14 protein-coding genes are annotated in these 15,145 nt (G+C 67.6%); 4 read left to right on the plus strand and 10 right to left on the minus strand.

What is annotated here, in order from left to right; all coding sequences use genetic code 11:
* Window positions 1–22: 22 nt before the first annotated feature.
* Both KF887_12965 and KF887_12970 read left to right on the plus strand, forming a co-directional pair.
* A complete protein-coding gene (locus tag KF887_12965; GenBank protein ID QYK40330.1) occupies window positions 23–916 on the plus strand; it encodes a LysR family transcriptional regulator in 894 nt (297 codons plus the stop codon).
* A 244-nt stretch (window positions 917–1,160) separates the two neighbouring features.
* A complete protein-coding gene (locus KF887_12970; protein QYK40331.1) occupies window positions 1,161–2,168 on the plus strand; it encodes an LLM class flavin-dependent oxidoreductase in 1,008 nt (335 codons plus the stop codon).
* A 112-nt stretch (window positions 2,169–2,280) separates the two neighbouring features.
* Here the strand turns inward: KF887_12970 and KF887_12975 are convergent, their stop codons facing one another.
* The 10 genes from KF887_12975 to KF887_13020 form a co-directional block, all read right to left on the minus strand.
* Window positions 2,281–3,789 carry a copper resistance protein CopC gene (locus KF887_12975; GenBank protein QYK40332.1) on the minus strand — a complete coding sequence of 503 codons (1,509 nt, stop codon included), beginning with the start codon at window positions 3,787–3,789 and terminating at the stop codon, window positions 2,281–2,283.
* A 61-nt stretch (window positions 3,790–3,850) separates the two neighbouring features.
* Window positions 3,851–4,366: a DUF1775 domain-containing protein gene (locus KF887_12980; protein ID QYK40333.1), complete on the minus strand. Its 516-nt coding sequence runs from the start codon at window positions 4,364–4,366 to the stop codon at window positions 3,851–3,853.
* 140 nt (window positions 4,367–4,506) lie between these two features.
* A complete protein-coding gene (locus tag KF887_12985; GenBank protein QYK40334.1) occupies window positions 4,507–4,944 on the minus strand; it encodes a hypothetical protein in 438 nt (145 codons plus the stop codon).
* A gap of 57 nt (window positions 4,945–5,001) precedes the next feature.
* The gene (locus KF887_12990) at window positions 5,002–5,721 is read right to left on the minus strand and encodes a GntR family transcriptional regulator (protein ID QYK40335.1); all 720 of its coding nucleotides are present in this window, start codon (window positions 5,719–5,721) and stop codon (window positions 5,002–5,004) included.
* Window positions 5,722–5,745: 24 nt separating this feature from the next.
* Window positions 5,746–6,912: an alpha/beta fold hydrolase gene (locus KF887_12995; protein QYK40336.1), complete on the minus strand. Its 1,167-nt coding sequence runs from the start codon at window positions 6,910–6,912 to the stop codon at window positions 5,746–5,748.
* Window positions 6,913–6,920: 8 nt separating this feature from the next.
* Window positions 6,921–8,021 carry an ATP-binding cassette domain-containing protein gene (locus KF887_13000; GenBank protein ID QYK40337.1) on the minus strand — a complete coding sequence of 367 codons (1,101 nt, stop codon included), beginning with the start codon at window positions 8,019–8,021 and terminating at the stop codon, window positions 6,921–6,923.
* Entirely contained in the window at window positions 8,018–9,124 is a 1,107-nt protein-coding gene (locus KF887_13005; protein ID QYK40338.1) for an ABC transporter ATP-binding protein, read from the minus strand. The genes KF887_13000 and KF887_13005 overlap by 4 nt, the downstream gene beginning before the upstream one ends.
* Window positions 9,124–10,029: an ABC transporter permease gene (locus KF887_13010; protein ID QYK40339.1), complete on the minus strand. Its 906-nt coding sequence runs from the start codon at window positions 10,027–10,029 to the stop codon at window positions 9,124–9,126. Before KF887_13010 ends, KF887_13005 begins: the two co-directional genes overlap by 1 nt.
* Window positions 10,026–10,991: an ABC transporter permease gene (locus KF887_13015; GenBank protein ID QYK40340.1), complete on the minus strand. Its 966-nt coding sequence runs from the start codon at window positions 10,989–10,991 to the stop codon at window positions 10,026–10,028. Before KF887_13015 ends, KF887_13010 begins: the two co-directional genes overlap by 4 nt.
* A gap of 127 nt (window positions 10,992–11,118) precedes the next feature.
* A complete protein-coding gene (locus KF887_13020; GenBank protein ID QYK40341.1) occupies window positions 11,119–12,744 on the minus strand; it encodes a hypothetical protein in 1,626 nt (541 codons plus the stop codon).
* Window positions 12,745–12,991: 247 nt separating this feature from the next.
* Here KF887_13020 and fahA point away from each other — a divergent pair, with 247 nt between their 5' ends.
* Both fahA and KF887_13030 read left to right on the plus strand, forming a co-directional pair.
* Window positions 12,992–14,272, plus strand: a complete 1,281-nt coding sequence (fahA, locus tag KF887_13025; GenBank protein QYK40342.1) for a fumarylacetoacetase — start codon at window positions 12,992–12,994, stop codon at window positions 14,270–14,272.
* Window positions 14,272–15,123: a fumarylacetoacetate hydrolase family protein gene (locus tag KF887_13030; GenBank protein QYK40343.1), complete on the plus strand. Its 852-nt coding sequence runs from the start codon at window positions 14,272–14,274 to the stop codon at window positions 15,121–15,123. Before fahA ends, KF887_13030 begins: the two co-directional genes overlap by 1 nt.
* Window positions 15,124–15,145 lie beyond the last annotated feature (22 nt).

Raw genomic sequence — 15,145 nt, forward strand, 5'->3', positions numbered from 1 at the left:
CTGAAGCCTCAGACTGTTGTCCATGGAGGCAACACTGAACACCGATCACCTGCGCCTGTTCCTGACCGTGCTGGCGGCGGGCAGCTTCACGCGTGCGGCCAACCTCGCGGGCAGCGACAAGGCGCATGTCAGCCGGATCATCGCCCGGCTTGAGGATCAGCTCGGCACGCGGCTGCTGAACCGATCGACCCGGTCGCTTTCGCCCACCGATGCAGGGCGGGAACTTGCGGTCCGTGCACGCGCGATCCTCGACGCACTTGCCGAGACCGAGGATGCGCTCAAGGGTCGTGCCGATCATCCGCGCGGTCGCCTGCGCATAACCTGCGGCTACGAGTTCGGGCTGCTGGCGGTGAATGGCTGGGTGCGCGTGTTCCTGGACCGCTGGCCCGAGGTTTCGGTGGAAGTCGATTTCACCAATCGCGTGGCGGATATCGTGTACGAAGGCTTCGACCTCGCCATCCGCGTCGGGCGCATGGCTGACAGCGACCTGATCGCGCACAAGCTGTGCGAAGTGAGCTATGGCTTCTACGCCGCTCCCTCATTCGTGACCGCGCATGGTGCGCCCAGGCATCCGGCCGAACTTGTCGCAGATGGCTTCATCGGCTTCACGGGTTCGCCCGCCGAGGTCGTGCGCGGCACCGAGACCTGCGCGCTGCCCGCGCGGCCCCGCTACCTCGCAAATACGAACATGGCCGTCCGCGACATGGCCGTCGCGGGCCTTGGCATTGCGCTGCTGCCCCGGTTCCAGGCAACGCCCTTCGTCACCACAGGAAGCCTGACACCGGTCCTGTCCGGCTGGACGCGCCAGCCCGTCGAGGTCCATGCCGTCATGGCCACAAGGCGCCGGATGTCCGCCCTGGTCCGCGCGTTCCTGGATGTGGCGAGGACAGCAAAGCTCGACGGAGCGGAGGCGTAACCGCTCTCGTAGCCGCGAAATTGCGATGTCGGCCACGGCGGCGAGGCATTTCTTCGACACATCGCCGATCGCGTTGAAAAGAAGCGCGCCGGTTCCGGGGGTACGGCGGGGGATGCGCCCGGTCGGGATCCTTTGGGCTTGCGTGGCCCAGGATCCATTGCACTGCTGCGGCGATGCGCGATCGGCGAGCGTGCCCTTGGCTTGCGTCCTTGCACTGCCTAGGTGAACTGCACCGGAGGGCGCCATGCATAAATTCTCGCTTCTTGATCTTTCCCCGATCCCGGAAGGGAAGACCGCCGCAGACGCGCTCGCCTGCACGATCGACCTGGCCCGCGCCGCGGAGGGGTTCGGCTATCACCGCTACTGGCTGGCCGAACACCACAACATGCCAGGCATCGCCAGCGCCGCAACCGCCGTTGTCATCGGGCAGGTTGCCGCCGCCACAACGTCGATGCGCATCGGCGCCGGGGGCATCATGCTGCCAAACCATTCCCCGCTCGTGATCGCGGAACAATTCGGGACACTCGCGACGCTGTTTCCCGGCCGGATAGACCTGGGGCTGGGCCGCGCACCCGGCACCGACATGGCCACCGCCCGGGCGCTGCGCCGCCACATGGCGCCGGACGACAGCTTTCCCCACGACGTCCAGGAACTGATCGGCTATTTCGGGGAGCCGACGGAGGGAAGGCATGTGCGGGCCATTCCCGGAGAGGGGACGCAGGTCCCGGTCTGGATCCTCGGGTCGAGCCTCTATGGCGCCCAACTGGCCGCGCATCTGGGCCTGCCCTTCGCCTTTGCCTCGCACTTCGCTCCGGCGATGCTGGGCGAGGCGCTTGCCGTGTATCGCGGCACCTTCCGGCCTTCTGAGCGACTGCAGGAACCCTATGTGATGATCGCGGCGGGTGTCTGCGCTGCCGAGACCGACGCCGAGGCCGCGTTCCTGCGATCCTCGCAGGTTCTGGCGTTCGCGCGCCTCAGGACGGGGAAGCCGGGCAAGCTTCCCCTGCCCGTCCATGACATCGAGCAGGAGATTCCGGCGGCGGTCCTGGCGCAGGTCGGGCAGGCACTGTCCTGTTCGGCGACCGGCTCGCGCACGACGGTCCGGGACCGGCTGCAGGCGATCCTCTCGCTTCACGCCCCGGATGAACTGATGGTGACGGGGATGATACACGACCACAGTGCACGGGTCCGGTCCTTCGGGATCGCCGCAGAGGTCCTTGCCGAGTTGCGCGGCGGGATGGCGGCGGCCTAGCGAACGGGCCACCGCCATTGGCAGGTTCCGCGGGTCCAGCGGCACCGAGGCCCCCCGCGGCGAGGGTGTCGGAGCGGCACACCCTGCCCTCGCCGGTCGGACTGTTCGCGAGTCACTCGGCCACGCCCAGGACAATCGTGGTGCCCAGCCGTTCCAGCGTGAAGTCGTCGATCAGGATGCGCACCACGACATCCCATTCGCCCGCGGCCGGCAGGATGGCATCGGCCTGCCACAGCCCATCGCCGACCGAGCGCCCGGAGACCTCGACCGGGCCGAGTCCGGTGCCGGGATGGGTGAAGACAAGATCCACCGCCTTGGGATGAACCGGATGGAAATCAGGATCATGCGGCGCGATCTGGATGCGGTTGACACCCGGCTGACCGGGCAGGATCTGCAGGTCCCCCCCTGAAAGCCGTCCGTGGACATGGGCAACCACCACAGGTTCGGCCATGGCGCGGGGCGGCGGGGTCAGGCGGAACGCGCCGGTCAGCGCCAGCAGCATCGCCATCAGGGCGATCTCGGTCCTCAGCGACCAGCAGAACGCCCCCGCCTGACCCTGCGACGCGGAAGGGGCAAGGCGCCAGCGGTTCAGGGCGGCCAACCCGAGGATCATTGCGGCAAGGCCCAGCTTTGCCGAAAGCACCTGGCCATAGGCCGTGGCCAGCAGCACGCCCGCCCCGCGGAGCCCGGGTTCCAGCTGCACCCAAGACAACGCGGCACCCGACGCAACCAGTATCACAACCAGGGGCGGGGCGACGCGGCCAAAGGGTGCAAGTGCGGCCATCCGCCCGCCCGGCGTGACCAACAGGCAGAGCGTGCCGGACCAGAACAGCGCCATCGCCGCATGCAACGCCACAACAGCGGCCGACCACGGCGCAGCCGTGCCGGCATGGCCCGCCACCGCGAAGGACAGGCCGGCGGAACACAGCGCCGCAACCGCCATGCCGCGCGACCCCGCCATCGCCATCGCAAGGGCCCCGCCCGCCAGGACCGCCGCCGTCAGGAACGGCGAGTGGATGAGCAAACGCCACGCCCCGGGCGTGCCCAGCGTCGCAATGCCCCCGGCCAGATCGGCCGCCTGCCCGGCCAGCAACACCAGTGCAGCGGGGCCCACGCCCCAGGCACCCACGCGGACCGCCCTCGGCACAGACGAACGGAACAGTGCCGCCGCCGCCAGCCCACCGACACCGAAGGCCAGTGACAGCGTCAGCGCCGCCCGCGCGGCCGCAGCAAGCTGCGCGGCCGCCTGAGCGGCGGCTGCCTCGATCACGGCGGTTTCCGCTCCGATCGAGAAGACATGTGTGCCGGCCAGCGGATGCCCGTCGGCCGAGACAACACGCCAGCTCAGCACATGCGTGCCCCGCGCTGCATCCCCGGGCACGGTCACGATCAGACGGTTTCCGACTGCGCGCGCGGCGGTTTCGGCGGTCGTCCCGTCGGGCATCGTCCAAAGCGCCGCCAGCGGTCCGACCGGTTCGTTGAACGTCAGCACCACCTCTGGGGGGGCGATGTCGAGAATTGCGCGCGACGGTGGCTCGGCGCCGCGCAACTGGGCATGGGCAAGCGCCGCGCATGGCGCGAGGATGAGCGCCACCACAGCCAGGAAAATGCGAGCAAACAACATCGGCGTTCAGCCTTTGCGGGGGCCCCCGGCCCCATGCCGGGGCCGCGGGCGGGACGCCTCAGTTGCTGGCGGGGACGATCCGGATGCCCGGTGCAGGGCTCGGCAGGTCATGGCCATCCTGACCAGCCGCCGGTATCTCGATCCAGCGTTCGGCCTTGGTCGCGCATTCCTGCACGATCGGGATATACAGCGTCTCGCCCGCCGGGAGGGCATCGGTGAACCGGCCGCGGAAGATGAACTCGTCGTAGTGTTCGTCGGACAGTTCGCCCTCCCAGACGATTTCCTTGACGCCTTCGGCGACTTCGCTGCCGTAAAGCGTGTAGGATCGCGCGTAGGCGCCGCTGACCGTGCTCAACGTCCAGCCTGCCTTGGGCATCGGCTTTACCGAGATCACACCCTCGGGGACCTGGATGCGCACGCGCAACGTGGCCTCGCCCTCGCAGCCATGCGGGATGCGGGCGACGATCCGCTGGGTCGAGTTCTGTGCCGCCTCGGCATTCTCGAAGGTGGCGTGGGCCAGGGCGGCCGGTGCACCCAGCACCAGGGCGGCCATCGTGCAGATGACTGTTTTCATGTTCGTTTTCCTGTGATGTCGTTGTCTTGCTTCCCCTGCGGACGCCAGCGCCAGATCGGCCGCACCGAACGCAGCCGGCCACAGGCGCCCTTGGGGGGTGCTGTCAGGGGCAGACTGCGGCGCAGTTGCCCCGGTTGCCGTCAGATCTGCAGCACGGGAGGGCCGCGCGCTGGGGGCAGCCCGATGATCGCGCCCGCGGCGCACAGGCTCGCAACGGGCGCCTGAACGGTCCGCGCGCTGCGGATCAGCGCCGGCAGACCCGGCGCCGCAGGCGGCGCGGCGAACGACTTGGAAAGCGTGCAGGCCGGACAATCACCCGTCGCATGGCCGGGCGTGCCCGAATGGTCCGCATGGCACAGATCGTCGACGGATCCACCGGCGGCGAGGAACGCCAGAAGTTGCGGATCCGGTGCAACCGCCGTCGCGGAGAGAGGGCGGTGCGCCATAGACACGGCGACAACCGCCACCGTGCAGATCACGGCCAGCAGGCGGGAAAGGAACTGCGCCAGTCTACGATCCATGCCGTTATCTATGGCAGAACAGCCAAGGCCCGCAATGCGGATCAGTCCGCGCCGCACATGCGGGGCGCGATCCAGGCGCGCGGCAGATCGCCGCCCACATGCGCCCTGGCAGGGTCAGCATCCCGCCGACAGCCCCCCTGCGTCCGCCCGGGCCTCTTCCGGGTCCGGGAAGGTCCAGTCGTCCTGACCGGCGGGCGCGGGCTGCAGGGCGCTGATCCGGCGATAGACCGCGCGTGCCGACAGAAGATGCGCGCGCATCGTGGCCTCGGCCCAATCCGTGTCCCGCGCGGCAAAGGCATCCACGAGGTCACCGTGCTGCGCATTGCTGCGCGCCAGTTCGTGCAGCGTCCAGTTGCTGAAGGTCGGGCTGACGACGGGCTTGCGTGCCACCAGGTTGACCAGTTCGGCGAACAGGGCGTTTCCGCCCTGCGCCCAGATGACGCGATGGAACCTCGCGTTCAGTTCGCGATAGAGCCGCCGGTCGGGCCCGGCGTCATGCAGCGCCGATTCCATGTCGGCGTGCAGCGCGCGCAGGTTGTCGACGAACGGTTTCTCGGCCCGCGCCATCGCCATGCCGACCGCCACGGGTTCAAGGGCAGACCGGGCGGTGAAGATGTGGATCACCTCAGCGGGATCGAGATCGACAAGCACGGCGCGGCGATAGGCCTCGCGCCGGATCACGCCCTCGGCCTGAAGTCGGCGCAGCGCTTCGCGGATCGGGGTGCGGCTGACACCCAGGCGGGCACCAAGTTCACCCTCGGGCAGCACGTCACCCCCGATATAGACCCCTGCGGCGATCAGGGCCCGAATCTTGTCGTAGATATCGTCGGCCATGTCCGGTCCACTTCCTGCCCCGCCCTACGCGAACCCACGCGCATGCAGCCAATCCGTAACGACGCCAGTCGCCTCTGCAAGCTTTTCGGGTTGATTGACGAAGTAATGATTGGCGCCCTCGATCACCGTCATGTGGCGGTCCTGGGATGCCACGGCAGCAAAGATCGCGGATGTGTGCGGCTGCGGGGCGGCGTCGTCGGCTCCGCATTCCACCGCCAGGAACGGCACCGTCACATCCCGGCCCGTCACCAGCGAGTTCGCGCGGCTGTGGGCGGGCGACCACTGGGAAAGCCAGCTGCGCAGGGTCGAGAACCGCGCGAGCCCGGCGGGGCCGTTGTTCACGGTTTCCGGGTGCCCGAGAAAGCACCAGCCTGGTCGGCGCCCGTTGGGGTCGATCGAGGGATCGAGGAACCGGGGATCCGCCATCGTGCGATGGGTAATGAACGAACGTTCCAATTCCTTGCCGCGGCGGCTGCGCAGGTCGGCCAGCCGTTCGAGCACCCGTGCCGTGATCCGCTCCATCCGGGCGGATTGCGCCGCCCGGAACCGCGCAAGGAAGTCCGGTCCATACGGAGTCGTCCGGTTTTCATACCCCGGATGATAGAGATCGAGCTCCGGGTCGCGGTCATCGGGATCGTCCTCGGACCGCACCGAGGGGTCGAGCCATTCCGCGAGCAGATGCGCGCGCGAGGAGTGGGCGGCAAGGCTCAGCACCGCATCCGCCGGGATCAGGCCCGCCCCGGCCACATCAACCGGATCGCCGGCTGGTGTCTGGGTGATCGTCGGCCGTTCGGCCTGCGACTGGTACAGCATGGTCAGCGATCCGCCGCCGCTCCAGCCGCAGAGCACCACCCTGTCGTAGCCCCAGTCCTGGCGGGCAGCCCGGATGTAGGCGCCAAGGTCCAGCAGGACGTTTTCCATGATCAGCGCGGTGTCGTTCCGCTGATAGCGGCTGCCCGCGCACAGCACATGAAAGCCCCGCTCCGCCAGTGCGCGCGGCAGCGGCAGCAGTTGCAGCGTCGATGCCGGATGCATGAAGATCAGCAGCGTCCGCGAGGGACGGCCCTTGGGGCGGATCAGAATGCCCTCCAGGTGCGTCAGCCCCTGCGAGCCGGTAAAGCCATAGGTTTCGGTATAGGATCGGGTCGCGGAAAACGCGATGTGTTTCCAGTCGTGCTGCAGGTCGGTCATGTCTGCGGTCATCCCAGTGGTCGGGCCAGAATTCCGGTATCGCCGTCCTCTGTCACGCGATCTGCCGCGGGACGCGCAAGGCCGGGAAACTGACCCGTCAGGGTCATGTCGTGGATATGGCACCGCACGCGGCGCCCCCCCGGCATCAACCCGAGTTGCGGCTCGACCGCGCGGCAGAGGTCGGTCGCATGCGGGCATCGCGAGGAAAATCGGCAGCCGGGCGGAATGTTCATCGGCGAGGGCACATCGCCACGAAGTTCCACGCGGTCGGGCGCCTCGGCGGGATTCATCCGGGGGATCGCGGCCATCAGCCGCTGCGTATAGGGATGCAGCGGCGCAGCGAGCACGTCTTCCGCCGGGCCCTCCTCGACGATGCGCCCGAGATACATCACCGCGACATGGCGGCAGATATAGCCCACAGTCGCGATGTCATGCGAAATGTAGAGGACCGCCAGGCCAAGGTCGCGCGACAGTTCGTCCAGCAGTTCCAGCACACTGGCCTGGATCGACACATCCAGCATCGACACAGGCTCGTCCGCCACGATGAAGCGCGGCTCCAGCACGAGCGCACGCGCAATGGCCACGCGCTGCCGCTGGCCGCCGGAAAGGTCGCTGGGGAAGCGGTCAATGTTCTCGGCTGCTGGCATCCGCACGAGATCGAGCGCCCGCGCAACCCGACGCCGCCGGTCAGCCGCGTCGCCGATACGGTGGATGATCAGCGGCTCCTCGATGATCTGGCCGACCGTCAGGCGCGGGTTCAGCGAACTGTAGGGATCCTGGAAGATGATCTGTGCCTGACGGCGATAGGCCTTGAGCCTGCGGCCCTCGACATGGGTCACATCCTCGCCGCGAAAGGTGATCCCGCCGCCGGTCGGCTGGTGCATCCGCACCAGCGACATGCCCAGCGTGGACTTGCCGCATCCGGATTCGCCCACGAGGCCCACGATCTCGCGCTCCCGGATCGACAGATCGACCCCGTCCAGCGCCCGCGCGACCGCCGGCCTGACACCCGCCAGCGCGCTGAAGATGCCGGTCCTGCCCTGAAAATGGGTCTTCAGGTCGCGCGCATCGACGACCACCGGGGAGAGCGGAGATGGGGGGGCGGTCATGTGCCGGCCTTCATGTTGCGCCAGGTTTCGGGGCGGCGGGCCGCCGCGCGGAAGGCGTGCGCCTGGTCGACGTGGTGGCAGGCCGCCGTCTGCCCGCCCAGGGTGACGGGGACCGGTGCCTCGGCATGGCAGCGACCCGTGGCGAAGGGGCAGCGCCCGGCAAAGCGGCACCCCGGCGGCGGTGTCAGCAGGTTGGGAACCGTTCCCGGGATCGAGACAAGCGGCTGCCGCGGCTGACCGCGCACCGGCAGGCGCGGAAAGGCGTTCTGCAGGCCCATGGTGTAGGGATGCAGCGGCCGTTCCAGCACATCGGCGGTGGGGCCGGTCTCGGCCACCTTGCCCGCATACATCACCACGGTCGTTTCACACATCTCGGCCACGACCGCGATGTCATGCGTCACCAGAATCATCGACCGGCGCATGTGTTCATGAATGCCCCGGATGCGCGACATGATCTGCGCCTGCATGATCGGGTCGAGCGCCGTGGTCGGTTCATCCGCCAGAAGCATCCCGGCGTTCAGTGCCAGCGCCATCGCAATCACTGCCCGCTGGCGCATCCCGCCGGAAAACTGATGCGGAAATTCGCGCAGGCGGGACGCGGGCAGCCCGACAAGGGCAAACATCTCTTCTGCCCGCGCCCAGGCCACCGCCCGTCCGACCGGTTCATGCGCGCGGATCGCCTCGATGATCTGGTCACCGATGCAATAGACCGGGTCCAGCGAGTTCATGGCGCTTTGGGTGATCAGCGCGATGCGGGTCCAGCGGATGTCCTCAAGCGCCCTGTCCGACAGGCGCAGGATGTCCTGACCATCCAGCAACGCCTGTCCGCCGACGGTGGCGGTGTCAGGCTGCAGCCCCATCAGCGCCTTGACCACCGTGCTTTTCCCGCAGCCGCTTTCGCCCACAAGTCCGAGGTTCGTGCCGGGTTGAACGTCAAAACTGACGTCGTCCACCGCACGGAACGGGCCGCGCGACGTCGCATAGGTCACCGACATGCCCCGAACCTGCAACCGAGCGGCGGGCTTGGCCGCCAGGCGCTCGTTCAGCCGGGCAAGATCGCCTGCAACTGCCGATACCGTCGGAGCGGGAACAGCGGGTGCCATCACGGCCTCCTCAGGCGCGGGTTGGTCTGTTCCTCATAGGCCCGCCCGATCAGGTAGAGCGAGGATACCAGCATCACGAGGGCCAGCGACGGCGGGACGACCCACCACCAGGCGGTCCGCAGGTTGCCGCTGCCGAACGCGGTGTTCAACATCTGACCCCAGCTGATCACCGTCGGATCGCCCAGCCCGAGGAAGGACAGGCTGGCCTCGGTCAGCACCGCGAAGGCGACCGACATCGTGACCCACAGCAGGACGACCCGGACGATATTGGGCAGGATGTGCCGCATGATGATGTGCAGATGCGACGCGCCGGCCGCGCGCGCCCATTTCACATAGACCCTTTCCCGTTCGGTCAGCACCGCCGACCGGATGATCCGCGCGCCGTTGCGCCAGAACAGGATGGTGATGACCAGGATGATGTTCTCGATGCTCGGGCCCAGAAGCGCCACGGCGACGATCGAGAAGGGCAAGGTCGGAATCGACAGCGCAACGTCGGTCAGTCGCATAAGCGCATCATCGACATAGCCGCCGAAGTAGCCGGACACGACGCCCACCACCGTCGAGATGAACCCCACGGCCACGGCGGCGACCATTCCGACCAGCAGCGCCACCCGGAACCCGTACAGGAACTGGCTGAACACATCGTTTCCGAAAGCCGTCGTGCCGAGCAGATGCGCCGAGGTGGGCGGAGACAGCCGGTTCAGCCGGCCGCTTTCGGTCATCATCGCCTTGAACGGCTCGTAGGGTGCAATCCAGGGCGCGGCAATGGCGATCACCACGAACACCAGCAGCACCGCCATGCCCACCAGGGCAAACTTGTCCTGCATCAGGTTGCGGAACGATTCCCGCGCGGCACCAAGGGCGCTGCGGCCGTGGATGACCTGCGGATCGGGAGCATCGGTCATTTGTACACCACCCGCGGATCAAGCTTGCCATAGGCCAGGTCGGCGGCCAGGTTGGCCAGCACGATCATGACCGCCAGCAGGAAGAACGCGGCCTGCGCCAGCGGATAGTCCTGCCGGGTCACGGCCAGCACCAGTTCCCGCCCGACTCCGGGCCAGCTGAAGACGATCTCGATCACCACGATCCCGGCGATGGTCTCGGCCAGTGCGGGGAACAGCCAGGTGATCAGCGGCAGCATCGAGTTGCGCGCCGCATGCCAGGCCACGCGCCATTGTGGCACGCCCTTCGCGCGGACAAGCTCGATGTAGTCCTCGGTCCGGTTCTCCACCACGCCCGAGCGCATCAACAGCAGGTTCTCGGGCAGGAAGTAGATGATGACCGCCAGCAGCGGCAGCGCCAGATGATGCAGGAAATCCAGCGTGAAATAGCGTGCAAACCCTGTCGTCTGGCCCGGATCGCCCATGCCGAAGCCCGGAAACCACCCCAGCGTGCTGGAAAACACGGTCAGCAGCGCGATCCCGATCACGAAGTTCGGCACGCCCCGGATCACCGTGGCCAGGAAGATGCCCGATCGTTCCACCCGTCCGCCGCGCCGGGCCCAGCCCACGGCCGTGCCGATGGCCGCCCCCAGAGCCGCGCCCAGCAGGAGCCCCGGAACGGCAATCCACAGCGTGTTGATGATCAGCGGGAACAGCACCTCCCACACCGGCTTGCGATAGAAGAAGGACGACCCGAAGTCGCCCTGCAGCAGGTTGCCGAGGTAGGCGACATACTGGTCCCACAGCGTTCCGGTCAGGCCCCAGCGTTCCAGCAGGGCCTGCCGGGCTTCCTCGGTCATGCCACGCTCCATCAGGATTGCGGTCGGGTCCGCCGGCATCACGCGGAACATGAAGAACATGATCGTGGTGACGGCCCAGACGACCAGCACGCTCTGGGCCAGGCGGCGGAGGATGTAGGCACGCATGAATCACCCGGTCTGGTGCGGCAGGATTTTTCGGGCGCCAAGCGGGCGCCCGGGCAGAGTGCGGCAAGGTGCAAGAGGAAAGAAGGCCCGCCCGCGCGCCCTGCGCGGGCGGGCCCAAGGTGGGGAGTTACTTCTTGGGATAGTGCAGGCGGCCCTGCGCATCCCAGCCATAGCCCGCATCGGCCAGAACCTTGCGCGCCGCCTCGACGTCGAAGGGGATCGTGGGCAGGTCGGCATTGTGCCACATGCCCAGCTGCGTGGGCACCGGCCCCTCGCCCGCAGGCACCGCAAACCCCAGCCAGCCCTCGATCGCCGCACGTTCCTTGGAGGTCGCCATGCGCAGCGCCTTGCGGAAAGCGGGGTCGGTGAACGGTTCCTTCTGGTTGTTCAGCCAGACCAGCATCGTGCCGTGCGAGGGGATTTCCAGAAAGTCGAGGAAATCGTTCTGCGCGGCAAGGTCGCTCATCGCGGCGACGGGCAGCACCATGCTGGCGACATCTCCGGTTCCCGCCAGCATGGCCGAGCGGATCGCATCGGCCTGCCCCAGGGCCAGGCGGCGCAGGCCGTCATAGGCCGGGGCCTGGAAGTGGTCTGCGAAGGTCTCCAGCTCGTGCGTCTCGTTCACGCGCCACGACTTGAACTTGAACGGCCCGCTGCCGATCGCCGCGCCATCCGCCACCACGTCGCGCGCCACCATGTCACCCGCATAGCCCGACCAGACATGTTCCGGCAGGATGAAGGCATAGGTCAGGACGGTCGTGACAAAGGTCGCGTCGGGCGCCTTCAGCTTCACGTTGAAGGTCAGATCGTCGATCTTCTCGGCACCTGCCAGATTGGCGATGCGCGACGACATTGCCGGGGGCTGCAGTTCCACGACCTTGTTGATGGTGAACACCGCGTCATCGGCCGTCACCGCCTCGCCGTCGTGGAAGCGCATGCCCTCGCGCAGCGTGATCCTTACCGTCGTCGGATCGGTGAATTCCCACGAGGTCGCGGCCCAGGGAACGGTCTGGCCCTGCGCGTTGTTCTTGGCGAAGGTGTCATAGATGAACCGCATCCAGCCCACCGCGCCCTCTTCGGCCATCGGGTTGTAGGTGGTGACATCCTCGTAATGCGCCCAGTCAAGGATGCGGTCGTCGGTCAGCGGGCGGGCGGAAAGCCAGGGGTCGACCAGGCCTTCGTGCGCCGCAACCGGTGCCGGGCTGGTGACGTTCTCCCATTTCTTGCTGTTCCACAGGATGCCGTAGACGGTGTTCGTGGCGGGCCACCAGGGCATCACGTCATAGAAATGCTGCTGGGCCGCATGCACAGCCGCGATCCGCTCGGGCTGGTCCACGATCTCGCGCTGACCCTTGACCATGGCGGTATAGGCCTCGTCGCACCATTTTGCACCGTTGCGGCGTGCGCCGCAGGCACCAAGGTCATGCAGCCAGTAATGCGGATCGACCCGGTCGGGGTCGGCGCCGACGGTGAACACCGCCATGTCCTCGAGCCCGCCGCCAACCATGATGTTGGAGATGAAGCTGCTGAACTGGACGGGCTGCATCCGGAAGCCCAGTCCAAGCTTGGACCATTCCTCGCTTATCACGCGGGCCGACTGTTCGTACATCGGGCCCATGTCGGTCGAGTAGTAGGCGATCTGAAGGTCGGGGACCGGCTCGCCCAGATCCTGGGCGGCGGCCGGTGCGCAAAGCGCGACAATGCTTGCCGGCAGCCACAAGGGCGCAGCCAGCCTCCTGATGGTGGCAGTCATTCTGGTATCTCCTCCCAAACACCTGGCCACTCTCCGCAGCAGGTCGGCGGCACGCTCTGGCGGCGATGCGCGATGACCCGTCCTCAGCCGGTGTATGCAAAAAGTGTATACGAAAAGATCCGATGTCAACCAAATTCGCTTGATTTGCGGACGTCATTGGAAAGACTGAATACAGTAGCAGGTCCGGGGGTTCGATCGGCGGCCACGGGATGCCGCAACGATTCCACGGGCGACGGGGGGGTCTGTCATGAGACGGTCATGGGTCGAGACGGCAAACGATCCGTCCTGCGATTTTCCGCTTGCGAACCTGCCCTACGGCGTCTTTGCGGCGCCGGGCCGCGATGCGCGCTGCGGGGTGGCGATCGGCGACCGCGTGGTCGACCTGGCGGCGCTGTCGGCGGCGGGCCTTCTGGGCGAAGGGGCCGGAAAGCTCGGCTTCGACCAGCCTGCGATCAACCGGTTCATGGCGGCGGGTTCCGCAGCATGGGCGACGATGCGGGCGCGGCTGACCGATCTGCTGGCCGAGGGTGGCGCGGACGACCTGCGCCGGAATGCTGCGCTATGCGCGGCGGTACTTGTGCCGATGGCCGAAGCGCGGATGCAGCTTCCGTTCTGCGTATCCGGCTACACCGATTTCTATGCGGGTCGCCAGCATGCGGTGAACGGTGGCACCCTGCTGCGTGGCCCGCAGAACGCCCTGACACCCAACTGGCCGCACATGCCCATCGCCTACAACGGCCGCGCCTCGACCGTCGTCGTGTCGGGAACGCCCGTACGGCGCCCGCTGGGTCAGTACCGCCCCGAGGGGGCCGAGATGCCGGTGCTCGGGCCGACCCGCCGGCTTGACCTTGAGGTCGAGTTCGGCGCGGTCGTGGCGCTGCCCACCGACCTGGGCCAGACGCTGACCGTGGCCGAATCCTGGGAACGCCTGTTCGGCTTCGTGCTGCTAAACGACTGGTCGGCCCGCGACGTGCAGCGATGGGAAGGCCAGCCGCTGGGTCCGTTCCAGGCAAAGGCCTTTGCGACCACGATCAGCCCCTGGGTCGTCACCCGCGCAGCGCTCGAACCATTCCGCCGCGGCCCGCCGCATCGGGATACGGCATTGCTTCCCTATCTGCATGAACCGGAGGACTATTTCCTCGACCTGACGCTCGAGGCACATCTGACGCCCGAGGGCGCGCCGGGTGCCAGCCGGATCGTGCGCACCAACACGCGCCACCTGTACTACTCGGCCCCGCAGATGCTTGCCCATCACGCGCTGTGCGGGTGCCGTATGGATACCGGCGACCTGCTGGGGTCAGGCACGATCTCCGGCCCCGAACGCGAGAATTTCGGCTGCCTGATGGAGCAGACATGGGGCGGGCGCGACGACGTGGTGCTGGAACGGGGCGGCGTACGCCGGTTCCTGGAGGACGGCGATACGGTCACCCTGACGGGGTGGGGCGAAACGGACGGCCGGCGGATCGGCTTCGGAACATGCGAGGGTCGGATCCTGCCCGCCCATGCCCTGCCAGTGGGAGCAGCCTGATGCGGATGTGCCGGTTCGATGACAACCGCCTTGGCGTGGTGCGCGGCAACGTCGTGCATGACGTGTCAGAGGTGCTGGAGGCGCTGCCGTTGCATCGCTACCCCCTGCCCGATCACGATCCGCTGGTCGCCGCGCTGCCCGAACTTCGCCCCCGGATGGAGGCCGTGGCGGATCGCCAGCCCGGCATTCCCCTGGCGACGCTGCATCTGCTGCCGCCCGTTGCCTCGCCGCGCAAGATCGTGGGGGCACCGGTGAACTACCGGCTGCATCAGGACGAGGCGCTGGCCGATGCCGCAATTCACCACGGCACGCACATCCTGCCCATCGACAAGGCCGGCCTGTTCCTCAAGGCGACCAGTTCGCTCATCGGGCCGTCGGCCCCTGTGGTCATCCGCTTTCCCGAGACCCGCAACGACCATGAGATCGAACTGGTCGCCGTCATCGGCAGCCGGGCCGACCGCGTGGGCCGGGCCGGGGCGCTGGCACATGTGGCGGGATATGCCATCGGGCTGGACATGACGGTGCGGGGCACGCAGGAGCGCAGCATGCGCAAGTCCTGCGATTGCTACAGCGTGCTCGGGCCGTGGATGGTGACGGCGGATGAAATCCCCGACCCGTCGGCGCTGGAAATGGAACTGACGGTGAACGGGGCGACACGGCAGAAAGCCTCGACCTCTGCCCTGTTGCGCGATGTCGCGACGCTGATCGAGATGGCATCGGCCTTCTACACCCTCATGCCCGGCGACCTGATCTATACCGGCACGCCCGAGGGTGTGGCGCCCGTTCAGGGCGGCGACGTGATGCGGGCAAGCATCGGCGGAATCGGCACGATGACCGTCGCGGTGCGCTGACCGCCGCCCCGATGACACCGGA

It is taken from the genome of Paracoccaceae bacterium (genome assembly GCA_019454225.1).
Lineage (GTDB): Bacteria > Pseudomonadota > Alphaproteobacteria > Rhodobacterales > Rhodobacteraceae.

What these genes read in the sequence shown, in the direction of transcription:
- KF887_12965 (QYK40330.1), top strand. Translation starts at nt 23, where the DNA reads ATGGAGGCAACACTGAACACCGATCACCTGCGCCTGTTCCTGACCGTG.
- KF887_12970 (QYK40331.1), top strand. Translation starts at nt 1,161, where the DNA reads ATGCATAAATTCTCGCTTCTTGATCTTTCCCCGATCCCGGAAGGGAAG.
- KF887_12980 (QYK40333.1), bottom strand. Translation starts at nt 4,366, where the DNA reads ATGAAAACAGTCATCTGCACGATGGCCGCCCTGGTGCTGGGTGCACCG.
- KF887_12990 (QYK40335.1), bottom strand. Translation starts at nt 5,721, where the DNA reads ATGGCCGACGATATCTACGACAAGATTCGGGCCCTGATCGCCGCAGGG.
- KF887_12995 (QYK40336.1), bottom strand. Translation starts at nt 6,912, where the DNA reads ATGACCGACCTGCAGCACGACTGGAAACACATCGCGTTTTCCGCGACC.
- KF887_13000 (QYK40337.1), bottom strand. Translation starts at nt 8,021, where the DNA reads ATGACCGCCCCCCCATCTCCGCTCTCCCCGGTGGTCGTCGATGCGCGC.
- KF887_13005 (QYK40338.1), bottom strand. Translation starts at nt 9,124, where the DNA reads ATGGCACCCGCTGTTCCCGCTCCGACGGTATCGGCAGTTGCAGGCGAT.
- KF887_13010 (QYK40339.1), bottom strand. Translation starts at nt 10,029, where the DNA reads ATGACCGATGCTCCCGATCCGCAGGTCATCCACGGCCGCAGCGCCCTT.
- KF887_13015 (QYK40340.1), bottom strand. Translation starts at nt 10,991, where the DNA reads ATGCGTGCCTACATCCTCCGCCGCCTGGCCCAGAGCGTGCTGGTCGTC.
- KF887_13020 (QYK40341.1), bottom strand. Translation starts at nt 12,744, where the DNA reads ATGACTGCCACCATCAGGAGGCTGGCTGCGCCCTTGTGGCTGCCGGCA.
- fahA (QYK40342.1), top strand. Translation starts at nt 12,992, where the DNA reads ATGAGACGGTCATGGGTCGAGACGGCAAACGATCCGTCCTGCGATTTT.
- KF887_13030 (QYK40343.1), top strand. Translation starts at nt 14,272, where the DNA reads ATGCGGATGTGCCGGTTCGATGACAACCGCCTTGGCGTGGTGCGCGGC.